Source organism: Aromatoleum sp., assembly GCF_032027225.1.
Lineage (GTDB): Bacteria > Pseudomonadota > Gammaproteobacteria > Burkholderiales > Rhodocyclaceae > Aromatoleum.
Genome location: NZ_JAVSMM010000004.1, coordinates 24,489 through 44,916 on the forward strand (window position 1 = coordinate 24,489; position 20,428 = coordinate 44,916).

The following is a 20,428-nucleotide window of genomic DNA, read 5'->3' on the forward strand; positions in this document are numbered from 1 at the left end:
GATCTCCAGAAATGGTGGTAAGGGATGATGAGGAGGGGCGGGTTCACGACTCAGCGGACCGCCTTGGGGAGTTCGGCGACCAGGCGGAGCGAAATCGTCAGTTCGTCGAGCTGGAAATGGGGGCGCAGAAAGGCGGCGGCGCGATAGACGCCTGCTTTGCCCGGAACTTCGACGACGTCGACCCGTGCTTCGCGAAGCGGATACTTCGACTTCGCTTCCTGCGACGCCGAGTCGTCGAGCAGCACGTACTGCGCGAGCCAGGCATTGAGGAAATCCTGGACGTTTTGCCGCGAAGCGAAGCTGCCGATCTTGTCGCGCATGATCGACTTCATGTAATGCGCGATGCGCGACACCGCGAAGATGTAGGGCAGTTGGGTCGATAGGCGCGCGTTCGCGTTGGCCGCGTCGGTGTTGTAGCTTCGCGGCTTCTGCGCGGACTGGCCGCTGAAGAACGACGCGTAGTCGGTGTTCTTGCAATGCACGAGCGAAATGAAGCCGAGGTCGGCGAGGAGCTTTTCGCTACGGTCGGTAATCGCCACTTCGGTGGGGCACTTCAGCGCCACTTCGCCGTCATCGGTGCGGAAAGTGTGTGCGGGAAGTCCGTCAACCAGCCCTCCCCCTTCGACGCCGCGGATCGCCGCCAGCCAGCCGAATTGGGCGAACGCCTCGGTCAGCCGCGCCGCATATGCATAGACGGCGTTGGTCCAGAGGTACTTGTCGTGCTCGGTGCCATCGACGTTTTCCTCGAAATCGAACGCATCGACGGGGCAGGTCTCGGCCCCGTAAGGTAGCCGCCCAAGCACCCGCGGCAACACGAGACCGGTGTAGCGCGCATCCTCGGAATCGCGGAACGCTTTCCACTTCGCGTACTCGACAGTATCGAAAATCTTCGCGAGATCCCGTGGCCGTCCGATGTCGGCGAAGCTTTGGATGCCGAAGAGCGCCGGCGCAGCGGCGCTGATGAACGGAGCATGGGCGGCCGCGGCGACGTGAGACAGCTGCTCGAGGAGATAGAGGTCTTCCGGATGACGGGAGAACGCGTAGTCGCCGATGAGCGCCGCATACGGCGCGCCGCCGAACGTACCGTACTCTTCTTCGTAGATCTTCTTGAACAGCGCGCTCTGGTCGAAGTCGGGCGACGCCCGGAAGTCCTTCACCAGGTCCTTTCTGGAGACGTTCAGCACCTTCAATCTCAGCATCGTGCCCGTTTCGGACTTGTCGACGAGGTGCTTCAAACCCCGCCACGACGCCTCGAGCGCCTGGAAGTCGGGCTCATGGAGGATTTCGTTGAGCTGGCCGGAAAGGAGCGCGTCGATCTCGGCGATTCGCGCGTCTATGCTCGCCGCGAGATCCCCGCTCACGGCGACGGCACCTGCTAGCACCTGATCGACGAGTTCGCCGATGAGATCGTGAGCGCGGGTTCGTTCGGAGTCGCTGGTCGCGACTCGGCTCTGTTCGATGATGGTGTCGAGCAGCGACGCGTTGGACGCTACGAGCGGCGCGGAGGCGGCGGCTACGTGAGCCTGCATCTGGGCGCTCATTCCCTTTCCTCGCCATGCGGCGACGCGTCAGGACGTATCTCGCGCAGCCGTGCGGTATCGCGCAACACGTCGTCGAGCAACTCCTCCAGCCGGTCGTTGGCGACCATTTTGTTGCGCAGTTCGGCGAGCCGCTCCCGTGCCTCCAGCAATCGGCGCAGCGGCTCGACCTGGCGCACGACGTTCTGCGGCTCGAAGTCGGCCAGTGCGTTGAATTCGAGTTCGACCCCCAACTGGGTGTCGTCGTCGCGCAAGCGATTGGCGACGCGCATTTCGAGTCGAGGCCCCATACCCTTCAGCACCTCGTCGAAGTTGTCGCGATCGACCTGGACGAAACGCCGCTCCTTGAGCTTCGGGAGATCACGGCTGCCATGGCCCGAATATTCCCCGAGGACGCCGAGCACGAACGGAAGCTCCTTGGTTTCGATGGCGTCACCGAGCTCCACGTCGTAGGTGATCTGAACGCGCGGCGGGCGGACTCGCGACAGTTTTTTCTGGGTACTTTCTTTTGACATTTGGATACCTCCAGCCGCGGGATTATATATGTGTTTATCATATTTTCAACCGATGCTGCAGGCGAGCTGTTCGAGGATCCCGCACAAGCCATGAAGGCTCAGCGACGGGTCGGCAAGCTGCCCACCGAGGATGTACGCGGCTTCCACGTAGGCGTGGTGCCTGCACCAAGGCGATGTGTCGTCGTGCATGTCGATGACACTCGGCGCGTCCGGCGGCCTGCCCCACAGGAGCCCGAGAAAACGCTCCGATAAGCCGTGCGGCGCCAGCGCGAGGTAGCGCCGCCCCGCGAGTTCGACGACGAAACCTTGCGGTATCGGCGCGCCCTGCACGCGCGTCGCCGCACGGTACAGGGCAAGCCAAGCGCCCCAGCCGAGGGCATCCTCCCCGGCGCGGGCCGGAAGCGGCAGCAACATGACCTGCCGCGGTGCGCTTCCCGCGTAACGCCGCGCGAGCGAGACGTAGAACAGGAAGGCGAGCAGGTGCGCTTCGAGCGGCCCGCGCGTGGCATCGAGCAGGTCGCGCTGCAGAGAGGCTGCCGGCGTCCGGTGCAGGTGACGCGCGAGAACAGTGCTCGCGAGCTCGAAGTCCGAAGCGCGTCCAGCGAGGAGCGCGACATGCGCTTCGAGATATTGGCGGCACGCGATCAGTTCGCTCGCGTTGGCGACCGCGCTGTCGAGTTGCTCGCGCAACCCCAGCAGGAACAGCTCGTTGGCGACCGCCCGCTCGGCATCCAGCGACCCGACCCGCAACGCCGGCAACACGACGCCGGCGACGAGCGGGTAGAGCCGGCCGGCGCGATCGCGACTCGGGCGCAGGACACCGAAGAATGCGCTCCGTCCGTCGTCCGACCCGAAGTGGAATTCGCTGCAGCCCCGGGCCAGATACGATTCATCGGTCCAGCCGGGTTCGGCCGAGGACCAGGCGAGACTCTTTCCGAGAAGCGTGTCGAAATCGACGACAGCGGAGTGATCGGCATTCACGCGAACGAAATCGTCGCGCCGTGCGACCTTGCCGAAGATCGCGAACTGCGGCTGCACCTCGCGGCCACGGATGAAACCGATGGACATGGGTTGGCGACCTCAGGGCGTGATCCGCTCGGGCAAGCTGAGCCGCCGCAAGCTGGAGAGCTGGAGCGGGCTGACGCCGGCAAGATTGCGAAAGCGCAGCTTCACGACGCGGTCTCCGCGTTCTCCTTCGACCCGCCACGCGAGCTGCGCGGTGCCGTCACCGAGCTCCTGTTTGCTCGCGTCGCCGAGGAGGCGAAGGAAGCCCATCCTGCCCGCCTGGTTCGCGACAACGGCGACCGCACCGCCGAAGTCGACGACCTGGATGCGGGCGCCGCGGCGGTCGTCCTCTCCCGGCCACTTGAACTCCTGCCACGGCTGCGGCCCATTGCGGTAACGAAGCATCTTCCCGCCGATCTCGACGCTGATTTCGCTCAGGCCGGGCGTCGGCACAGGCTGCAATTCGAAGCGTCCCTCGGCGCCGTCCTCGCTCAGCTTGTCTCCGAGAACGGACAGGCGACCGACACCCGACAGGAACGACGCATTGAAGCGCAGCCCCTGGTTGCCCCACGTCCGCGGAGCCATCTGCTCGCCGCGGCGCACAACGAGCCCCTCGAGATGCCGGTCGACGAAGCGCACGAGCGTTCCATCCGCTCGCATGAAGCGGGCGATGTCGGCGAGCGCCGCGTCGTGCTCGGTGTCGCTGAACGGATACTTGTCGGCAAGCGTGCGCCACGACGGATAGATCTCGCGCTGCCAGGCCAGGTTGAGGTCCTGCTCGACCGGGGGGATCAGCGCACCATAGGCGAGGATCAGCGGACGGACCAGAACCGGCCGCAGCATGCGCCGGGAGGCTTCGTTCGCGCTCGCAAGCATCACCCCGTCGACATACTGCAGTGCCTGGGCGAGCTCCGATCCCGACCCGTCGAGGGTCGAGCGCATCAGTTGCCGCGCGACGGAAGCCGGGTCGTCGTGAGCGGCCGCCGCCACGAGCCTCCCCCGCACGCGCGCGAGTTGTTCCAGATAGCCTGCCATCATCGAAGCCGCGTCGCCCTCGCCGGCGATCGCCGCGACGGTCTCGAACTCCCGCCCGAGCTCGCCGCGCCGAGGCGGATGCGGTGCCGGCACCGACAGTCCGTCTGCTCCAGTCGACGCCCCCCCGGGCGCAGACGTCGCCCCCGGCTCGTTGTCCCAGGAAGTTTCGTGCGCCATCCGCGCGAGCAGCAATCGGATCGGGGAAGACGGCGGATCGGCGAGCCGCGCGAGCGCGTCGGCCGTCTCGGCCAGTCCGCCCTGTTCGAGCACCGCGATCCCTTGCAGGAATGCAGTCCAGGCCCGGGCATAGTCGTCGCGATACAGCGCTTCGAGCTCGAGCCGGTTCTTTTCCGCAACGGCCCCGTCGCCCAAGCTGTCTTCGTGCGCCAGCGCGAGGACCCAGTCGTCACTCTTGATCCCGCCGCGGCTGACGTCGCGCAGCGCACCGCGCACGTACTGCTCCCAGGCTTCGCGCGTGAACACTCCCGGGACGACGACGCTGCCGCCGACGATGCCCGCGTCCTTGCCGGCGAGGATGCGCGACACCGAAAGCGGCGCGAAGCGAGTGTTTGCGCGCGTCTTCAATTCGTTGTAGACGCGCTCGGTGGCCGACATCTGCTGCAGCGAACCGCGCAAGGCGCCGCGCGCGCGCTCGATCACCTGCTGCTCGTTGTCGATCAACGGCAGATCCGGCGCCCCGATCTGCGCGATGTAGAACGCGGCGACCCGCTCCGCCAGCGCGATGACCGCCGCCGTATCGTGCTCACCACGGTTCTGCTCCAGCCACGGACGCCAGTGACGCGGCAGCTGGTCGCTCAAGTGCGCCTCTTCCATGCGCCGTTGCTCGTGCAGCATCAGGTAGGTCTTGAGTGCGTTGTAGCTGTGTTCGAGATTGGCGCCATTGCCTTTCGGACGCGGCCGGACCGGTTCGGTGACTGCCTCGGCTGCGACAGGCGGCGGCATTTCGGAGGGCGCGACGGCCATCCCGCGAAGAGGAATGATCGGTAGCCGGGAGGACGCGGGCGGCGGCACCGGACGGCTGGCGTTTCGGGGAGCGCGCGCCTGCGCGAGCTGGGGAGCCGGCCCGCTCCCCGACAGGGTCTCTTCCAGACTCGCCTTCACCGGCGCGAGCATCACCGTTCGCAGGCCCGCGAAATACTGCTTTCGCAACACCGTCTCGAGGGGCTCGCCGCGGTATAGCCCCATCCCGATGCGCCACGGATGCCCGTGCTCGCGGTAGCGCTGGAACTCCTCCAGGCGCCGCTGCAGCAGCACGAGCCCTTCGAGGCGGTCCAGGAGATGCGCGCTCGCGATCAGTTCGGTGGCCTGCTGCGATTCGGTATGCGCCGCCTCGATCAGCTTCTGGTTGCCGACGAAAGCCCACGTCAGTCCCGCCGACAGCACGGCGAGCATCGTCAGCCCGCCAGCCAGACCCGCGAACCGCCAGCGGTTGCGGGCCGGCCGGGTCTGGCGCGCGATGAGGTGCTGATCCGGGAAGAGCACTTCGCCGAAAAGGTCGCGCAGGAAATAGCTGTGGGACGTCGGCGTCTGCCTGCTTTCCAAGCCGCCGCGGGCGATACCGAAACGCTCCCCCACCCGCGCGGCCGCAGCGACCTGCGGGCTCCCGTGCTGCAGCGCGCTCGTCAGATAGAAGCCGCGCAACAACAGGCGGGAGTGGTAGGGATCGTCCTCGTGCAGTAGCGCGACGAAGCGGCACAACGCATCGCGAAGCGCACGGAACTCGATCGGAAACGCGAACAGCGACGCGTCGGAGCGGCGACCGCGATTCGTCCGGAGCCGCTCGTCGCTCATCTCGCGCAGTCCCTCGCACAGCGCATCGAAATGCTGGCCGACGACCCGCTCCGCGTCGAAGTCGTCGCCCTGGTCGTGCGCGAGCGTCGCCCCCCATACTCCGCTCCGCTCGTCGGGAGAAAGGTGCGAGAAGAACTGCGCGAAGCCGGCGAGCAGGTCGAGCTTCGTGACCACGAGGTAGATCGGAACCTGAAGGCCGAAGGCCACGTCGATCTCGTGGATGCGTTCGCGGATCTGGCGCGCGTACACGGCGAAGCGCTCCGAGCGCCAATCAGCGAGTTCCGTGAGGCTGACGGCGACGAGAATTCCGTTTACCGGCGCGCGCGAGCGATGGCGCTTCAGCAACTTCAGGAACGCAAGCCATTCGGCGCGATCCTCGCTCTGCGTCGCATAACGCCCGGCCGTATCGAGCAGCACCCCCTCCGCGGCGAAAAACCAGTCGCAGTGACGGGTGCCTCCGACGCCCTGGACGCCGTGCTTGTCTGCGAGCGGGAAGGTCAGCCCGGAGTTTTGAACCGCGCTGCTTTTCCCGGCCGCCGGGTGACCGATGACCATGTACCAGGGCAGCTCGTACAGCGCCGCATTTCCACCTGCGTCGCCAATGCGCGACTGCCGGAGGGTGGCGATCGCCGACAGCAGGCCCTGACGCAGCGCCGCGACTTCGGCGCGCCGCTCGGGCCGGGCGTCGATGACCGCCTCGTCGGCCTGGCGCTGCAGCATCTTCGCTATGAGGCCCCCGGAGCGTCGCGCGAGAATGCTGCGGCCGATCAGCGCTGCAACGCCGATCGCGACGAAGATGACGATGCCGAGCACGCGCGATGACGTGCTAGTCAAGCCGAACAACGGACCGACATACCAGATCAGTGCCGCAATCAGCAAATAGCCGGTACCTGCCGCAAGTGCGGCGATATTGAATCTTTTGTTCATCGTCTTGAATCTGCAGAAAGAAAGGGGACTGCTCAGCCCCCGGTCGTCAGGGGCCGATTTGCCGACTCGACATGACCGTAGTCGCGCAGCGACCAGCGTCCGCCCCATACCAGCCCGGCGGCCTCGACCTCCTCGCCGAGCGCCTGGTAGGCCTGCCACGCCCACGGGTCACGCTCGGACAGGATGATCCGTCCGTCCCGCAGCGGCGCGAGGTCCGCGGCCAGTCCGAACTGGTGCCTGCTCTGGAAGCCGCGCGCCTGCGTCAGCCGTTGCTCACTGTCGGCCAGAAGGTCCTGGCGTTCCGGCGAGCGATAGCCTTCGATCAGCACCACCGGATAGCCCCGCCGCTCCATCTTCGCCGCGATGTCGAGCACTGCACGCGCGAAACGCGGTTCGAGCCTCCCCCAGTCCCGATCCGCAGTCGCGAGGGTCGGCCTCGCGTCCGAGACGAACGACGACGGCGGTAAAAACGGCGGCGAAACGAGCACCTCCGCGTCTGAGCGGAACGGAAGACGCAGCGCCTCCGCGTCGGACGACGGCACGGCGCTCTGCAATCGGCCGGCGAGCCCTGCCGAAAAGGCGGCCATCCCACCTACGATGAGCATCACGAGTGAAAGCCAGCGCACGGACGGCCGACCGAACGGCGCTGCGAGTTTCGCCCGCAACCGACCCCTACCCCTTCCCACCGGCGGCGACGGCGCGTTGCGTGCCGGCACGGAGGACTCCGCGAGCGGCGCATAGAAAAACCGTCGGGCGATCCAGCCGAGACCGAGAATCAAGCCGACGAGCGCCGAAAAGAGCCACAGGGAAGCGGGGGAATGCATGAGAAGTGGAGGGTTTTTGGACATGGGCGAGCGTCCGCAAAGGGGCGCCGTCAAATGCGAATAGCATGATATTTTATTCACGCGTCACATGTACAACAATTTGCAATTGACATAAAATCGCCGCTTTGCCGCTCTCGGCACCCGCTCACCCTCTTGCTCCAGCATGGTTTCCGATGTCGCCCGTCGCCGCCCCGCCGGTATTCCGCACCGTCATGCCGCCCGTCGCGGCGTTCGTTCTTGCCCCCCGCGAGCGGTTCAGGCGCGTTCTAAAGACGGCCCGCGGCGTCGCCATCCTGGCCGCCGTGGTTGCGGTCGGCGGCTGCGCGACGAAACCACCCTCCCTGCAGATCAATGTGGTCGCCGCGCCGACCATTAACCGCGACGTCGACGGCGAGCCGCTTTCGATGGTCGTGCGCCTGTACCAGCTCAAGGACCGGAGCGCGTTCGACCTTCTGACGTTCGATGCGGCAGCACGAGTTGAAGATGACAGGGAGCTTTTCGGCGACCAACTCGTGTCGCGCCGCGAGCTCCTGCTGGTGCCCGGAGGAAGCCGCTCGGAGGTCGAGACGCTCGCGCCCGAGGCCCGCTACCTCGGTATCGCCGGACTCTTCCGCGAGCCGGACAGCCAGCACTGGCGCGTTCTCGTCGACGCCCAAGCGATCAGTGCGAAAGGACTGCGCTTCCGGGTAGACGACTGCCATCTGACTCTGTTGGAGCCCGCAGCGCTCGCCATTCCGGGTCAACAGCCCGGCCACAAACCGCGCTGCCGCCCTGCGGCGAGCAGGGGCTAGGTCGGACAGGACGGGAGCGCAGGATGCTCAAGGCAAAACGCGTGCTTTGGGGCGAAGGAATGTTCCTGCGCCCGCAACATTTCCAGCAGCAGGCGCTATTTCATGACAACGCGATCATCGAACGCGTACGGTCGCTGCGACGCCATGCCTGGGGTGTGGACGCGCTCGATCTCGACGAGGCTGCGCTGAAGAACGGGCTGGTCCGCGTGGACCGGCTCGACGTCACGTTTCGCGACGGCACGCGCTGTGTCTCGCCCGGGTACGAGCCGCTTCCGCCGTCGCGCGATCTCGGCGACATCGCACAGGTCGACGTCGCGACGATCGTTTATGCATGCCTTCCCGACCTCAGCGCGTATGGACGCAACAGCCGGGACAGTGAAGTTACCGCGTCGCGCCCTCCGCGCTTTCGCAACGGCCGCGCGATGACGGCGGACCTCTACACCGAGGCACTGGAGGCGGAAATCACGATGCTCGAGCTCGACCTGCGCCTGATGGCGGCCGAGGAGAATCGCGACGGCTACGAGTGCGTGCCCATCGCGCGCGTCGTGAAGGACGCGAGCGGCCAATGGCGCATCGACGCCGACTGGCTACCGCCCATGACCTGCTGCCGGGCGGTGCCGCAGCCTCTGCGCCTGATCCGGCGTCTGCTCGACATCCTGCTCGTGAAGAGCGACGCCCTCGGGCGGATCCACCGCGAGCGCACGAAGAGCGTGATCGAATACGGCACGAGCGATATCGCGTCGTTCTGGCTGCTGCATACGGTCAATCGCAACTTCGCGCGCCTCAACCATCTTTTCGACGCCGCGCCACTGCATCCCGAAGAGCTGTATCTCGCACTCGCCGAACTCTACGGCGAGTTGCTGACGTTCTCGAGCACCCGTTCCCTCGCGGACCTGCCGCGATACCGTCACGAAGACTTATTCGCGACGCTCGACGTCCTCGACACCGGCATTCGCGAGTTGCTCGACACGGTGATCTCGTCCCGTTACGCCGTCATCCCGCTCGACACGCCGAGGCCGTCGTTCCATATCGGCCGTATCGAGTCAGACCGGCTTGTCGAGGGCGTGGACTTCTACCTGTCGGTGCAGGGCGAGATTCCGGCGGCGCAGATCATCGAGACCGTCCCGTTGAAGCTCAAGGTCGGCGCTCCGGACGATGTCGACAAGATCCTGAACTCCGCGCTGCGCGGCGTGAATCTGACCCACGCGGCGCAGACACCGGCGGCCATCCCGGTGCGCGTCGGCAACCATTACTTCGCGCTGGAACCGCAGGGCGCGATTTTCGAGCGCATGCTGCGCGCACGCTCGATATGCATCTACGTGCCGCAAACGCTGGCCACCCTCAAGCTGGAACTGATCGCCGTATTCCGATGACCGCCTCTCTCTCCCTGGCCAACGAATTCGCGCCGTCGGACGGATCGTTCCGGCCGTCCCGACCGATCGCCGTCGGCACGCCCGACACCCCGACACTGCGAGGCCTGCTCGAAGACGGCATCTATCTGCTGTTCCTCCTGCGCGACCGCAACGCGCCCGAATCGCTCGGCACCTTCACTCAGCGCATCGACGGTTTTCTCGCCGACTTCGAACGCCACGCGCACAATTTCGGCAAGCCCGGCGAAGCGATCGAGCACGCGAAATACGCCTTCTGTTCGCTGCTCGACGAAATCGTCCTGGCTTCGGAATTCGGGATTCGCGAGGAGTGGGAGCGGATGCCGCTGCAGCTGCGGCTGTTCGGAGAACATCTCGCCGGCGAGGCGTTTTTCGAGCGACTGGAAACATTGCGCGTCGATCCGGCGCAGAACATCGAGGCGCTCGAAGTCTTCCACACCTGCCTCCTCCTCGGCTTCCAGGGGAAGTATCTTCTCGAAGGGGAAGAGAAGCTCGCCTATCTTACCCAGCGCGTCGGGCAGGACATCCGGCAGGTACGCGGCGGCAAGGCGGAATTCGCGCCGCACTGGAAGCTCCCCCATCGCTTTCCGGCCTACCTTCGCAACGAACTGCCGATCTGGCTCTATTTCGCGCTGCTGGCCGCCGTGGCGGCGGCGATGGTCCTCGCCTACGGCACGCTGCTGGATAACCGGCTCGACGATCTGTTCGGTCTGTGAAGCATCCGAGGTGAGCCGATGAAGACCGCTCGCGGGCCGGACCGAGGGCTGCCCTCGTTACTGGACCGCCTTCTCGACGACGAGCCGGACACGACGTTGGATGCCGCTCCCCCGCCTTTGGGCGCGACCGGGGCGAAGGCCGCGCTCGCCCGTGACCTGGAAGCGCTTCTCAACACGCGCGCCAGCGACCTCGCTGCAATCGACGCGTTTCCGTTCGCGGCGCAATCGATGCTCACGTTCGGAATTCCCGACTTCAGCGGACTGAGCCTCCTGAGTACCGACGACTGCGAAACGCTGCGGGAACGGGTGCGGCGGACGATCGGAGCGCACGAGCCGAGGCTGACACGAGTCCGCGTGACGCTCGACGCGCTCCCCGGCGCCGAGCGCAAACTGCGCTTTCGCGTCGAGGCGGTGCTCCGCAGGCCCTACGAAGCCCCGGTCCGCTTCGACGCGGTGCTCGACCTTGCGTCTTCCGCCTACCGCGTGGAGGAGTGACGCGACGAAGTCAGGCACCTGCGGCATCCGGCGCCGCGTTCAACTCGGCCATCGACTCGCCGATGACTTCGCGCGCGGCCGTCGTCTGATCCTCGCTTATCGTGTGAGCGAGCAGGATCACGTGACCCTTCGATAGCGCGTCCTTGACGAGATCGGAGACGTCGCCCTTGTTCCGCTGCGCGCCCGCTGCGCCGCCGACGATCGCACCGGCGCTCGCGCCCCAGCCGAGCATTGCCAGCGGGGCGAGCAACGGACTCGCGACGAACAGGCTGAGGTTTGCCGCGGCGATCGCGACTGCGCCGACGGCTCCCGCCGCGGTTCCGACGACCGTGCCGATCGCGGTCTCGCGCAACACTTCCTTCAGCACGTCATCGCTGTCGGCGGAAAGCGCCTCGCGGTCGCTCTGGCGGAACGACGCGAAGACCTTCACCTTGTCCGGAGCGAGCCCTCGCTCGACGAGGCGATCCCGTGCCGCCTGTGCTTCGACTCGCGTCTCGTAGATCCCCAACACCCTGTGCAAGTAATGCTCCATCGCAATTCTCCTCGTCGGCAAGTTTCGGGATCGGCGCGCTTCGCCGTGGACGGCTGGGCCGTCTACAGAAGACACCGCGATTACGGGAAAGTCCCGCGGTGCTTCTTCTCCATCTCCTCGGTGTTGTGCTCGGGCGTCACGCCGATCCGCTCCTGGTTTTCGCGCTGCTTGCTCGCGTCGCCGCGCGCATCCTCGCCGGCCATGCCGCCGGCGCGGTGGTGGCCCGCACGCTGCGGGTCGTGGGTCTTGTCGGGTTGGGGTCGGTTCGCCATGTCGTGATCCTCCTCGCTTTACGCACCTCCGATGCCTTCGATGACGACACCGGTGCCGTCGCAGTTGGCGCAGGGTTTGCCATTGACCTTGCCGGTTCCCTGGCAGGTCCGGCAGGTGTTCTCGCCGGTGCCGGGCGTTCCTGGCGGTGCCTGGTCCCCCGGATGCGTTTCCGGCTTGGTCGGCCGGGTACTCTCGTTGCTCATCTCTTTCCTCCTTCTTCCCTTTCCACTCCCCACTCCCGGGCTAGCGGATGCTGGTCGGCGACGCGGTTTGCGTGCTGCCGCAGGCGACGGAGCGCATGGGCGTGATAGACGCTCGAGCCGCGGTCCGGCACAGCCGAAGCCGCGATGCAAAAGCCGTTCCCTGCCCCGGTCGCGCAATGTTCGGAGCGGCTTCCGATGCGGGTACACCCCTAGCCGCGTCGCATTGACGCTTTCCGATGCCCGGTGTTAACTTAGCCCGGCAGCAAAGGATCGAAATTCCATATGCGTTCAACATGACGACTTATCGCCGCTCGATAAGTCGGAGCCGTATGTGGATGTCGTTTGGCGCCGCGCACCTGCTGGCGGCACAGTTCAGCTTCGATAGCGGGACAGGATCTGCCGGACCCGATGAGCAGCGATTTCATCCTCGAGACGCGAAACCTGACCAAGGAATTCAAGGGTTTCATCGCCGTCGACAATGTAAACCTGCGGGTGCGCAGGGGCTCGATCCACGCGTTGATCGGGCCGAACGGCGCGGGCAAGACTACGGTCTTCAATTTGCTGACCAAGTTCCTGACGCCGACCCGCGGCACGATCCACTACAACGGCCATGACATCACCGGCGAGAAGTCCGCGCAGATCGCGCGACGCGGCGTCGTGCGCTCGTTCCAGATCTCCGCGGTTTTTCCGCACCTGACCGTGCTCGAGAACGTGCGCGTCGCCTTGCAGCGCAAACTCGGCACGAGCTTCCACTTCTGGCGCTCGGAGAAGAGTCTGGACGTCCTGAATGGGCGCGCCGCCGAACTCCTCGCCGCCGTCGACCTGCAGTCCTTCGCCGACACGATGACGGTCGAATTGCCCTACGGACGCAAACGCGCGCTCGAAATCGCGACGACGCTGGCGCTCGACCCGGAGTTGCTGCTGCTCGACGAGCCGACGCAGGGCATGGGCCACGAAGACGTCGGCCGCGTCGCCGACCTGATCAAGCGCGTGTCGGCGAATCGCACCGTGCTGATGGTCGAGCACAACCTCGGCGTCGTGTCCGATCTGTGCGACACGATCACCGTCTTGCAGCGCGGCGCGGTGCTCGCCGAGGGGCCGTACGAACAGGTATCGGCGGACTCGCGGGTCCTCGAGGCCTACATGGGGACGCAACATGCGTGACGCGAGCGAGCGCGGCGCCGCCGTCGAGATGCTGCGCGTCAGCAAGCTCCACGCGTTCTACGGCGAATCGCACATCCTTCACGGCATCGACTTCGACGTTAACCGCGGCGAGCTCGTGACGCTGCTCGGCCGCAACGGCGCCGGCCGCACGACGACGCTGAAGGCGATCCTCGGACTCGTCGGCCGGCGCAGCGGCTCGGTGATGATCAACGGCCGCGAGGTCATCGGTCTGCCGACGCACCGCATCGCGCACTTAGGCGTGGGCTACTGCCCGGAGGAACGCGGCATCTACGCGAGCCTGTCGGCCGAGGAGAACCTGCTGCTGCCGCCGACGGTGAACAGCAGCGGGATGTCGCTCGACGAGATCTACGAGATGTTCCCGAATCTCTCCGAGCGCCGGCACAGCCCGGGCAGCCGCCTCTCGGGCGGCGAGCAGCAGATGCTCGCCATGGCGCGGATCCTGCGCACCGGCGCGCGGCTACTGCTGCTCGATGAGATCACCGAAGGCCTCGCGCCGGTGATCGTGCAAACACTCGGGCGCGTCATCACGAAGCTGAAGGAAAAGGGGCTCACGATCATCATGGTCGAGCAGAACTTCCGCTTCGCCGCGCCGCTCGCCGATCGGCATTACGTCATCGAGCACGGACGGGTCGTCGAGACGGTCAGGCGCGAGGAACTCGACGCGAAGATGCACGTGCTGCAGAAGCTGCTGGGCGTTTGACGCAACAGAACAACAAGGAGGAGACAAATGAAACGGAGAGCTCTCGCTTCGGCGGTCGCCGCGGCAGTGATCGTTGCAGGGCCTGCCTTCGCGCAGTCAGCCAAGATCAGCGACGGCGTCGTGAAGTTCGGCGTGCTGACCGACATGTCGGGTACGTATTCGGACCTCGCCGGGCCGGGCACGGTCGCCGCCACCCAGATGGCGATCGACGACTTCATCGCGAAGGAAAAGCCCGACTTCAAGATCGAGATGATTTCGGCCGACCACCAGAACAAGGCTGACATTTCCGCGAACAAGGCGCGCGAATGGATCGACACGCAGAAGGTGGACGCGCTCGTCGACCTCGTGACGACCTCGACCGCGCTCGCAGTGATGAAGGTCGCCAACGAGAAGAACCGTGTCACGCTGGTTTCGGGCGCCGGCTCGACACCGATCACGAACGAGCAATGCAACGACACGACCGCGCACTGGACCTATGACACGTATTCGCTGCCGGTCGGCACCGCGAAGGCCGTCGTGGCGCAGGGCGGCAAGACCTGGTACTTCATCACCGCGGATTACGCGTTCGGCCATTCACTCGAGAAGAACACGTCGGACGTCGTCAAGAAGAGCGGCGGCAAGGTGCTCGGCAGCGTCCGCCACCCGTTCCCGGGCAGCGACTTCTCGTCCTTCCTGCTGAGCGCGCAGGCGTCGGGCGCGCAGGTGATCGGACTGGCGAACGCCGGCAACGACACGATCAACTCGATCAAGCAGGCGAAGGAGTTCGGCATCACGCCGAAGCAGACGCTCGCCGGCCTGCTGATGTTCATCTCCGACGTCCACAGCCTCGGCCTCGACGCGACCCAGGGCATGTATCTGACGACCGGCTTCTACTGGGACTACAACGACGAGACGCGCGCGTGGTCGAAGCGCTTCTTCGACAAGATGAAGCGCATGCCGACGATGGTGCAGGCCGGCAACTATTCGTCGGTCTACCACTACCTGAAGGCGGTCAAGGCCGCCGGCACCGACGAGGCGAAGGCGGTGATGACGAAGATGCGCGAGATGCCGGTCAACGACTTCTTCGCGAAGAACGGCAAGCTGCGCATCGACGGCCGCATGGTCCATGACATGTACCTCGCGCAGGTGAAGAAGCCGTCGGAGTCGAAGTACCCGTGGGATTACTACCACATCCGCCAGGTGATTCCGGCCGACCAGGCCTTCATCCCGCTGTCGGAAAGCACCTGCCCGCTGGTGAAGAAATAACCCGCTGATCCGCCCGCGACCGTCGGCGCCTGCTGCTGCGCCGAAGGCCGCGGGTCGAAACCAGGCTCCCCCAAATGGACATCCTCGGCGTTCCGATCCAGGCCCTGATGGGCCAGTTGCTGATCGGGCTCATCAATGGCTCGTTCTACGCGATCCTGAGCCTCGGTCTGGCGATCATTTTCGGCCTGCTGAACATCATCAACTTCGCGCACGGCGCGCTCTACATGGCCGGTGCGTTCTTCGCGTGGATCGCGATGGATGCGCTCGGCATCGACTACTGGGTCGCGCTGGTCGCGGTGCCGATCGTCGTCGGTGCGATCGGCATGCTGATCGAACGCACGATGCTCAAGCACCTGTACCGGCTCGATCACCTGTACGGGCTGCTGCTGACCTTCGGCCTCGCGCTGATCATCGAAGGCCTGTTCCGCTACCGCTTCGGCATTTCCGGGCAGAGCTACCCGGTGCCGGAGCTGCTGTCCGGCGGCTTCAACCTCGGCTTCATGTTCCTGCCGAAGTACCGCGCGTGGGTCATCGCGGTCTCGCTCGTCGTCTGCTTCGGCAGCTGGTACATCATCGAGCGCACGAAGCTCGGCTCCTATCTGCGCGCCGGAACGGAGAACCCGCAGCTGCTGCAGGCCTTCGGCATCAACGTGCCGCTGATGATCACGCTGACCTACGGCTTCGGCGTCGCGCTCGCAGCATTCGCCGGCGTGCTCGCGGCACCGCTGTTCCAGGTGAACCCGGTGATGGGGTCGAACCTGATCATCGTCGTGTTCGCGGTCGTCGTGATCGGCGGCATGGGTTCGATCATGGGCTCGATCATCACGGGGCTCGGCCTCGGGCTCGTCGAAGGGCTCACCCGCGTGTTCTACCCGGAAGCGTCCGCGGTCGTGATCTTCGTGATCATGGGCGTCGTGTTGCTGCTGCGGCCGGCGGGCCTCTTCGGGCGCGAGCGCTGAGCCGCCGAGCGCGGAAAGCACGCATGCATCGCCACCTCCACCAACCCTCTGAACCGGACCGGGCGCAATGAAAGGCAAAACCATCGGTTGGGTCGTCCTGATCGTTCTCGGACTCGTCGCGCCCTTCATCATCTATCCGGTGCTGGTGATGAAGATCCTGTGCTTCGCGCTGTTCGCCTGCGCGTTCAACCTGCTGCTCGGTTACACCGGCCTGCTGTCGTTCGGACACGCCGCCTTTCTCGGCTGGGCGGGCTACGTCTGCGGCTACGTCGTGAAGGAAATCGGCCTGACGCCCGAGCTGGGGGTCCTCGCCGGCACCGCGATGGCGGCCGCGCTCGGCTTTCTCTTCGGCAGCCTCGCGATCCGCCGCTCGGGAATCTACTTCGCGATGATCACGCTCGCGCTCGCGCAGCTGATGTATTTCCTCGCGCTGCAATTCCCCTTCACCGGCGGCGAGGACGGGCTGCAGGGCGTGCCGCGCGGACGCCTGTTCGGCATCGTCGATCTCGGCGAGCCCTTGAACATGTACTACTTCGTCCTCGCGATCTTCCTCGGCGGTTTCTGGCTCATCCACCGCACGATCCACTCGCCATTCGGCCAGGTGCTGAAGGCGATTCGAGAGAACGAGCCGCGGGCGGTGTCGCTCGGCTACGACGTCGACCGCTACAAGCTGCTCGCCTTCGTGCTGTCGGCCACGCTCTCCGGGCTCGCCGGCGCAACGAAGACGCTGGTGTTCCAGCTCGCGTCGCTGACCGACGTGCATTGGCACATGTCGGGCGAGATCGTGCTGATGACGCTGCTCGGCGGCATGGGCACGGTGTTCGGCCCCGTTGTCGGCGCAACCGTCGTCGTCGGCCTGCAGAACTACGGCGCCCAGCTCGGACAGTGGGTCGGCGTGCTCACCGGTGTCATCTTCGTGATCTGCGTGCTCGCGTTCCGCCGCGGAATCGTCGGCGAGTTGGCGGTGCTGATCAAGCGCTCGGGGATCCGGATCTAGGCTTCTCCCCTCCCGCCATCGGCCCGCGCGATGCCTTCCTCCCGCCGACTGTCGGCAGCGCGCCAAAGTGTTGTTTTTTTGGCGCGCGACGGATCCCGCACCGCGCCGGAACTCGGGATAATGCCGCCATTGGATAACTCGGGCGGAACCGTGTCCGGCAACACTGCAAACAAGCCGTCACCTCACCGGTGGTGGAGAATTTTCAAACGTCTCGTCCTCGTCCTGCTGCTGCTCGCGATCATCGCGGCCGTGGCCCTCGCGATGTTCGAGATGCGCACCTCCTGGTTCCAGTCGAGCGAGATCTCGCGCTATGCCGACGACCTCCGCTTCCGGGTCGAGTCCGGTCCGAGCGACGCGATCCGCTTCCCCACCCACGGCCCGTTCGACGTCCGGCTCGGCTACGCGCTGCTGCCGAGCTTCATCGAGCGGTTGCAAGCCCGCGGACTCGCGGTCGAAAGCCAGGCGCGGTTCTCGCCCGCGCTGATGGACTTCACCGCGCGGGGGTATTTCCCGCCTTATCGTGAAAAGACGCGCGCCGGGCTCGACGTCGACGGCGCGTACGGCGAGCCGGTGTACAGCGCGTCATACCCGATCCGCAATTACGCGTCGTTCGAGCAGATCCCGACACGCGTCGCGCAGAGCCTGCTGTTCATCGAGAACCGCGACCTGCTCGACGCCGAGCGACCGTACTTGAACCCGGCGGTCGACTGGGCGCGATTCGGACGCGCCGCGCTCGCGCAACTCGCGAAGATCGTCGACGAGGACCTGAACACCCCGGGCGGCAGCACGCTCGCGACGCAGATCGAGAAATTCCGCCACTCTCCGGACGGCGTTACTTATTCGGCTCAGGAAAAGCTGCGCCAGATGGTGTCGGCGAGCGTGCGGGCGTATCGCGGCGGACGCGAGACGCTGCCGGTGCGCCGCGACCTCGTGCTCGACTACCTCAACACCGTGCCGCTGTCGGCGGCCCCGGTCTACGGCGAGGTGCACGGGCTCGGCGACGGCCTGTGGGTATGGTTCGGCGCCGACTTCGCGCGCACCAACGAACTGCTCGCGGGCGCCGAGGGCGAAGGCGACGTCCTCGCAGCACAGGGCCTCGCATTGCGGCAAGTCCTGGGACTGATGATCGCCCACCGCCGGCCGTCGCATTACCTCGGCCGGGGCCGCGACGACCTCGCGCAACTCACCGACGCGCACCTGCGCGTCCTCGCCGAAGCGAAGGTCATCGGCCCGGGCTTGCGCGACGCCGCGCTCGCACAGCGTCTGAAGTTCCGCGACAGCATCGCGAACCCGCCGCGCACGCCGGTCACCGCCGACAAGGGTTCGACGCTCGTGCGCACGCGTCTCGCCGGCATGCTCGGCGTGTCGCTGTACGACCTCGACCGCCTCGACGTCGACGTCTCGGCGACGCTCGATCAGCGGCTGCAGCAGGCGGTCGGCGAGCATCTCGGACGGCTCGCCGACCCCGACTTCGCGCGTGAAACCGGCATCATCGGCGAGCGGCTGCTGACGCCCGCACAGCTGAAGGACGTGCGCTACAGCTTCACGCTGTTCGAGCGCACCTCCGACGGCAATCGCGTGAGGGTGCAGACCGACACCACGGACCAGCCGCTCGACATCAACGAAGGCAGCAAGCTCGAACTCGGCTCGACCGCGAAGCTGCGTGTGCTCGCGACCTACCTCGAACTCGTCGCCGAGTTGCACCGCAAATATTCCGAAGAGTCGGTCGAGACGCTGCGCAAGACGCCGGTCGACCATCAGGACCGACTGACGCGCTGGGCCCTCGACTACCTTATCGCGACGAGCGACCGCAACCTGCCGGCGATGCTCGAAGCCGCGCTCGAACGGCCGTTCTCGGCGAGCCCCGGCGAAGCCTTCTTCACCGGCGGTGGTCTGCACACCTTCAACAACTTCCGCAAGGAAGACAACGGGCGGGTGCCGACGATCCGCGAAGCGCTGCAGGAATCGATCAACCTCCCGTTCGTGCGCCTGATGCGCGAACTCGTGCGCCACACGATGTATCAGGTCCCCGGCAGCACGGCGAAACTGCTCGAGGACGACAGCGATCCGCGCCGCGACGAGTACCTGTCGCGCTTCGCCGATCGGGAAGGCCAGGTGTTCCTGCGCCGCTTCTGGCGCAAGTACCGGGGCCTGAAAGCCGAGGAAATCCAGGCGACGCTGCTCGACGGCCTGCGCCCGACCGCCGACCGCTTCGCCGCCGCCTACCGCTACCTGAATCCAGCCGCGCCGGCCGCCGCATTCAACGAGTTCCTGCGCGGCCGTCTGCCCGGCGTCGAACTCGGCGACGCGCGCCTTGCCGCCCTCTACAAGCGTTACGCGCCCGGCAGCTTCGATCTGCCGGACCAGGGTTACATCGCGCGCGTCCATCCCCTCGAACTCTGGCTCGCCGGCTATCTGATGGCGAACCCCGGCGCGAGCTATGGCGAGGCCGTCGAGGCCAGCGAGGACGAACGCCAGGCCGTCTACCGCTGGCTGTTCCGGACGCGCTTCAAGAACGCGCAGGATTCGCGCATCTACACGATGCTCGAAGTCGAAGCCTTCCTCGAGATCCATCGCCGCTGGGCGCGCCTCGGCTATCCGTTCAACCACCTCGTGCCGTCGCTCGCGACCGCGCTCGGCAGCGCCGGTGATCGTCCCGCCGCACTCGCCGAATTGATGGGGATCATAGTCAACGACGGGGTTCGCCTGCGCAGCGCGCGCATCGAGCGGCTGCACTTCGCGGCCGGCACCCCTTACGAGACGCTCCTCACGCGTCGGCCCGACGCCGGCGAACGCGTGATGGCGCCGGAAGTCGCGGCGGCCCTGCGCGGCGCGCTGTCGGAAGTCGTCGAAGGGGGCACCGCGCGCCGTCTCGCGGGCGCTTTCACGCTACCCGACGGCACGCCGGTCAAGGTCGGAGGCAAGACCGGAACCGGGGACAACCGCATTGTCGTCTCGGGCAGCCGTGGCGTCGCGCTGAACCGCACCGCAACCTTCGTGTTCTATCTCGGCCCACGCCATTTCGGCACGCTGACCGCCTACGTCATCGGGCGCGAAGCGGCGTCGTTCCGCTTCACGTCGGGCCTGCCGGTTCAGATCCTGAAGTCGATGACGCCGATCCTCATGCCGTATCTCGCCGCGCCGCCGCCCCCCGTTCCGCCAACGACGCAGGCACCGCAAGCGGCTCCGCCCGAAGAGGTCGTCGTGCCGGACGAGACGGATCCTCTGCAGGAGACCGATCCGTCGGAGAATCCGACTCCGCCACGAGACTCCGGCGCGTTGTAACGA

The 20,428-nt window shown here is 66.2% G+C and carries 18 protein-coding genes; 10 read left to right on the forward strand and 8 right to left on the reverse strand.

Going from position 1 to position 20,428, the window contains the following annotated elements; translation table 11 throughout:
* Positions 1–50: 50 nt before the first annotated feature.
* The 5 genes from tssC to ROZ37_RS06350 are packed head-to-tail and all read right to left on the reverse strand — an operon-like array spanning position 51 to position 7,437.
* A complete protein-coding gene (gene tssC, locus ROZ37_RS06330) occupies positions 51–1,541 on the reverse strand; it encodes a type VI secretion system contractile sheath large subunit (protein WP_312658354.1) in 1,491 nt (496 codons plus the stop codon).
* Positions 1,538–2,053 (reverse strand): type VI secretion system contractile sheath small subunit, encoded by a 516-nt coding sequence (gene tssB / locus ROZ37_RS06335; RefSeq protein WP_312658355.1) that lies wholly within the window; start codon positions 2,051–2,053, stop codon positions 1,538–1,540. Before tssB ends, tssC begins: the two co-directional genes overlap by 4 nt.
* Before the next feature lie 45 nt (positions 2,054–2,098).
* Positions 2,099–3,121 carry a type VI secretion system-associated protein TagF gene (gene tagF / locus ROZ37_RS06340; RefSeq protein ID WP_312658356.1) on the reverse strand — a complete coding sequence of 341 codons (1,023 nt, stop codon included), beginning with the start codon at positions 3,119–3,121 and terminating at the stop codon, positions 2,099–2,101.
* A 12-nt stretch (positions 3,122–3,133) separates the two neighbouring features.
* Entirely contained in the window at positions 3,134–6,832 is a 3,699-nt protein-coding gene (gene tssM / locus ROZ37_RS06345; protein WP_312658357.1) for a type VI secretion system membrane subunit TssM, read from the reverse strand.
* A 32-nt stretch (positions 6,833–6,864) separates the two neighbouring features.
* On the reverse strand, positions 6,865–7,437 hold the full coding sequence (locus ROZ37_RS06350; RefSeq protein ID WP_312658358.1) for a M15 family metallopeptidase: 573 nt from the start codon (positions 7,435–7,437) through the stop codon (positions 6,865–6,867).
* A 392-nt stretch (positions 7,438–7,829) separates the two neighbouring features.
* Here ROZ37_RS06350 and tssJ point away from each other — a divergent pair, with 392 nt between their 5' ends.
* The 4 genes from tssJ to tssE are packed head-to-tail and all read left to right on the forward strand — an operon-like array spanning position 7,830 to position 11,046.
* Positions 7,830–8,447 carry a type VI secretion system lipoprotein TssJ gene (tssJ, locus tag ROZ37_RS06355; RefSeq protein ID WP_312658359.1) on the forward strand — a complete coding sequence of 206 codons (618 nt, stop codon included), beginning with the start codon at positions 7,830–7,832 and terminating at the stop codon, positions 8,445–8,447.
* A 23-nt stretch (positions 8,448–8,470) separates the two neighbouring features.
* A complete protein-coding gene (gene tssK, locus ROZ37_RS06360; protein WP_312658360.1) occupies positions 8,471–9,820 on the forward strand; it encodes a type VI secretion system baseplate subunit TssK in 1,350 nt (449 codons plus the stop codon).
* Positions 9,817–10,551, forward strand: a complete 735-nt coding sequence (gene icmH / locus ROZ37_RS06365; protein WP_312658361.1) for a type IVB secretion system protein IcmH/DotU — start codon at positions 9,817–9,819, stop codon at positions 10,549–10,551. The genes tssK and icmH overlap by 4 nt, the downstream gene beginning before the upstream one ends.
* Positions 10,552–10,569: 18 nt before the next feature.
* Complete coding sequence (tssE, locus tag ROZ37_RS06370; RefSeq protein WP_312658362.1) at positions 10,570–11,046, forward strand: type VI secretion system baseplate subunit TssE; 477 nt, start codon at positions 10,570–10,572, stop codon at positions 11,044–11,046.
* Between the two features lie 10 nt (positions 11,047–11,056).
* Here the strand turns inward: tssE and ROZ37_RS06375 are convergent, their stop codons facing one another.
* The 3 genes from ROZ37_RS06375 to ROZ37_RS06385 all read right to left on the reverse strand — a co-directional run bounded on the left by ROZ37_RS06375 (position 11,057) and on the right by ROZ37_RS06385 (position 12,054).
* Positions 11,057–11,578: a hypothetical protein gene (locus ROZ37_RS06375; protein ID WP_312658363.1), complete on the reverse strand. Its 522-nt coding sequence runs from the start codon at positions 11,576–11,578 to the stop codon at positions 11,057–11,059.
* Between the two features lie 80 nt (positions 11,579–11,658).
* A complete protein-coding gene (locus ROZ37_RS06380) occupies positions 11,659–11,850 on the reverse strand; it encodes a hypothetical protein (protein WP_312658364.1) in 192 nt (63 codons plus the stop codon).
* An 18-nt stretch (positions 11,851–11,868) separates the two neighbouring features.
* A complete protein-coding gene (locus ROZ37_RS06385; RefSeq protein ID WP_312658365.1) occupies positions 11,869–12,054 on the reverse strand; it encodes a hypothetical protein in 186 nt (61 codons plus the stop codon).
* A gap of 408 nt (positions 12,055–12,462) precedes the next feature.
* Between ROZ37_RS06385 and ROZ37_RS06390 the strand changes: the two genes are divergently transcribed.
* The 6 genes from ROZ37_RS06390 to ROZ37_RS06415 all read left to right on the forward strand — a co-directional run bounded on the left by ROZ37_RS06390 (position 12,463) and on the right by ROZ37_RS06415 (position 20,425).
* Complete coding sequence (locus ROZ37_RS06390) at positions 12,463–13,218, forward strand: ABC transporter ATP-binding protein (RefSeq protein ID WP_312658366.1); 756 nt, start codon at positions 12,463–12,465, stop codon at positions 13,216–13,218.
* A complete protein-coding gene (locus tag ROZ37_RS06395) occupies positions 13,211–13,939 on the forward strand; it encodes an ABC transporter ATP-binding protein (RefSeq protein WP_312658368.1) in 729 nt (242 codons plus the stop codon). Before ROZ37_RS06390 ends, ROZ37_RS06395 begins: the two co-directional genes overlap by 8 nt.
* Positions 13,940–13,966: 27 nt before the next feature.
* Entirely contained in the window at positions 13,967–15,184 is a 1,218-nt protein-coding gene (locus ROZ37_RS06400) for an ABC transporter substrate-binding protein (protein ID WP_312658370.1), read from the forward strand.
* Positions 15,185–15,258: 74 nt separating this feature from the next.
* A complete protein-coding gene (locus tag ROZ37_RS06405; protein WP_312658372.1) occupies positions 15,259–16,143 on the forward strand; it encodes a branched-chain amino acid ABC transporter permease in 885 nt (294 codons plus the stop codon).
* 67 nt (positions 16,144–16,210) lie between these two features.
* Positions 16,211–17,140, forward strand: a complete 930-nt coding sequence (locus ROZ37_RS06410; protein ID WP_312658374.1) for a branched-chain amino acid ABC transporter permease — start codon at positions 16,211–16,213, stop codon at positions 17,138–17,140.
* 120 nt (positions 17,141–17,260) lie between these two features.
* Positions 17,261–20,425, forward strand: a complete 3,165-nt coding sequence (locus tag ROZ37_RS06415; RefSeq protein WP_312658376.1) for a transglycosylase domain-containing protein — start codon at positions 17,261–17,263, stop codon at positions 20,423–20,425.
* Positions 20,426–20,428 lie beyond the last annotated feature (3 nt).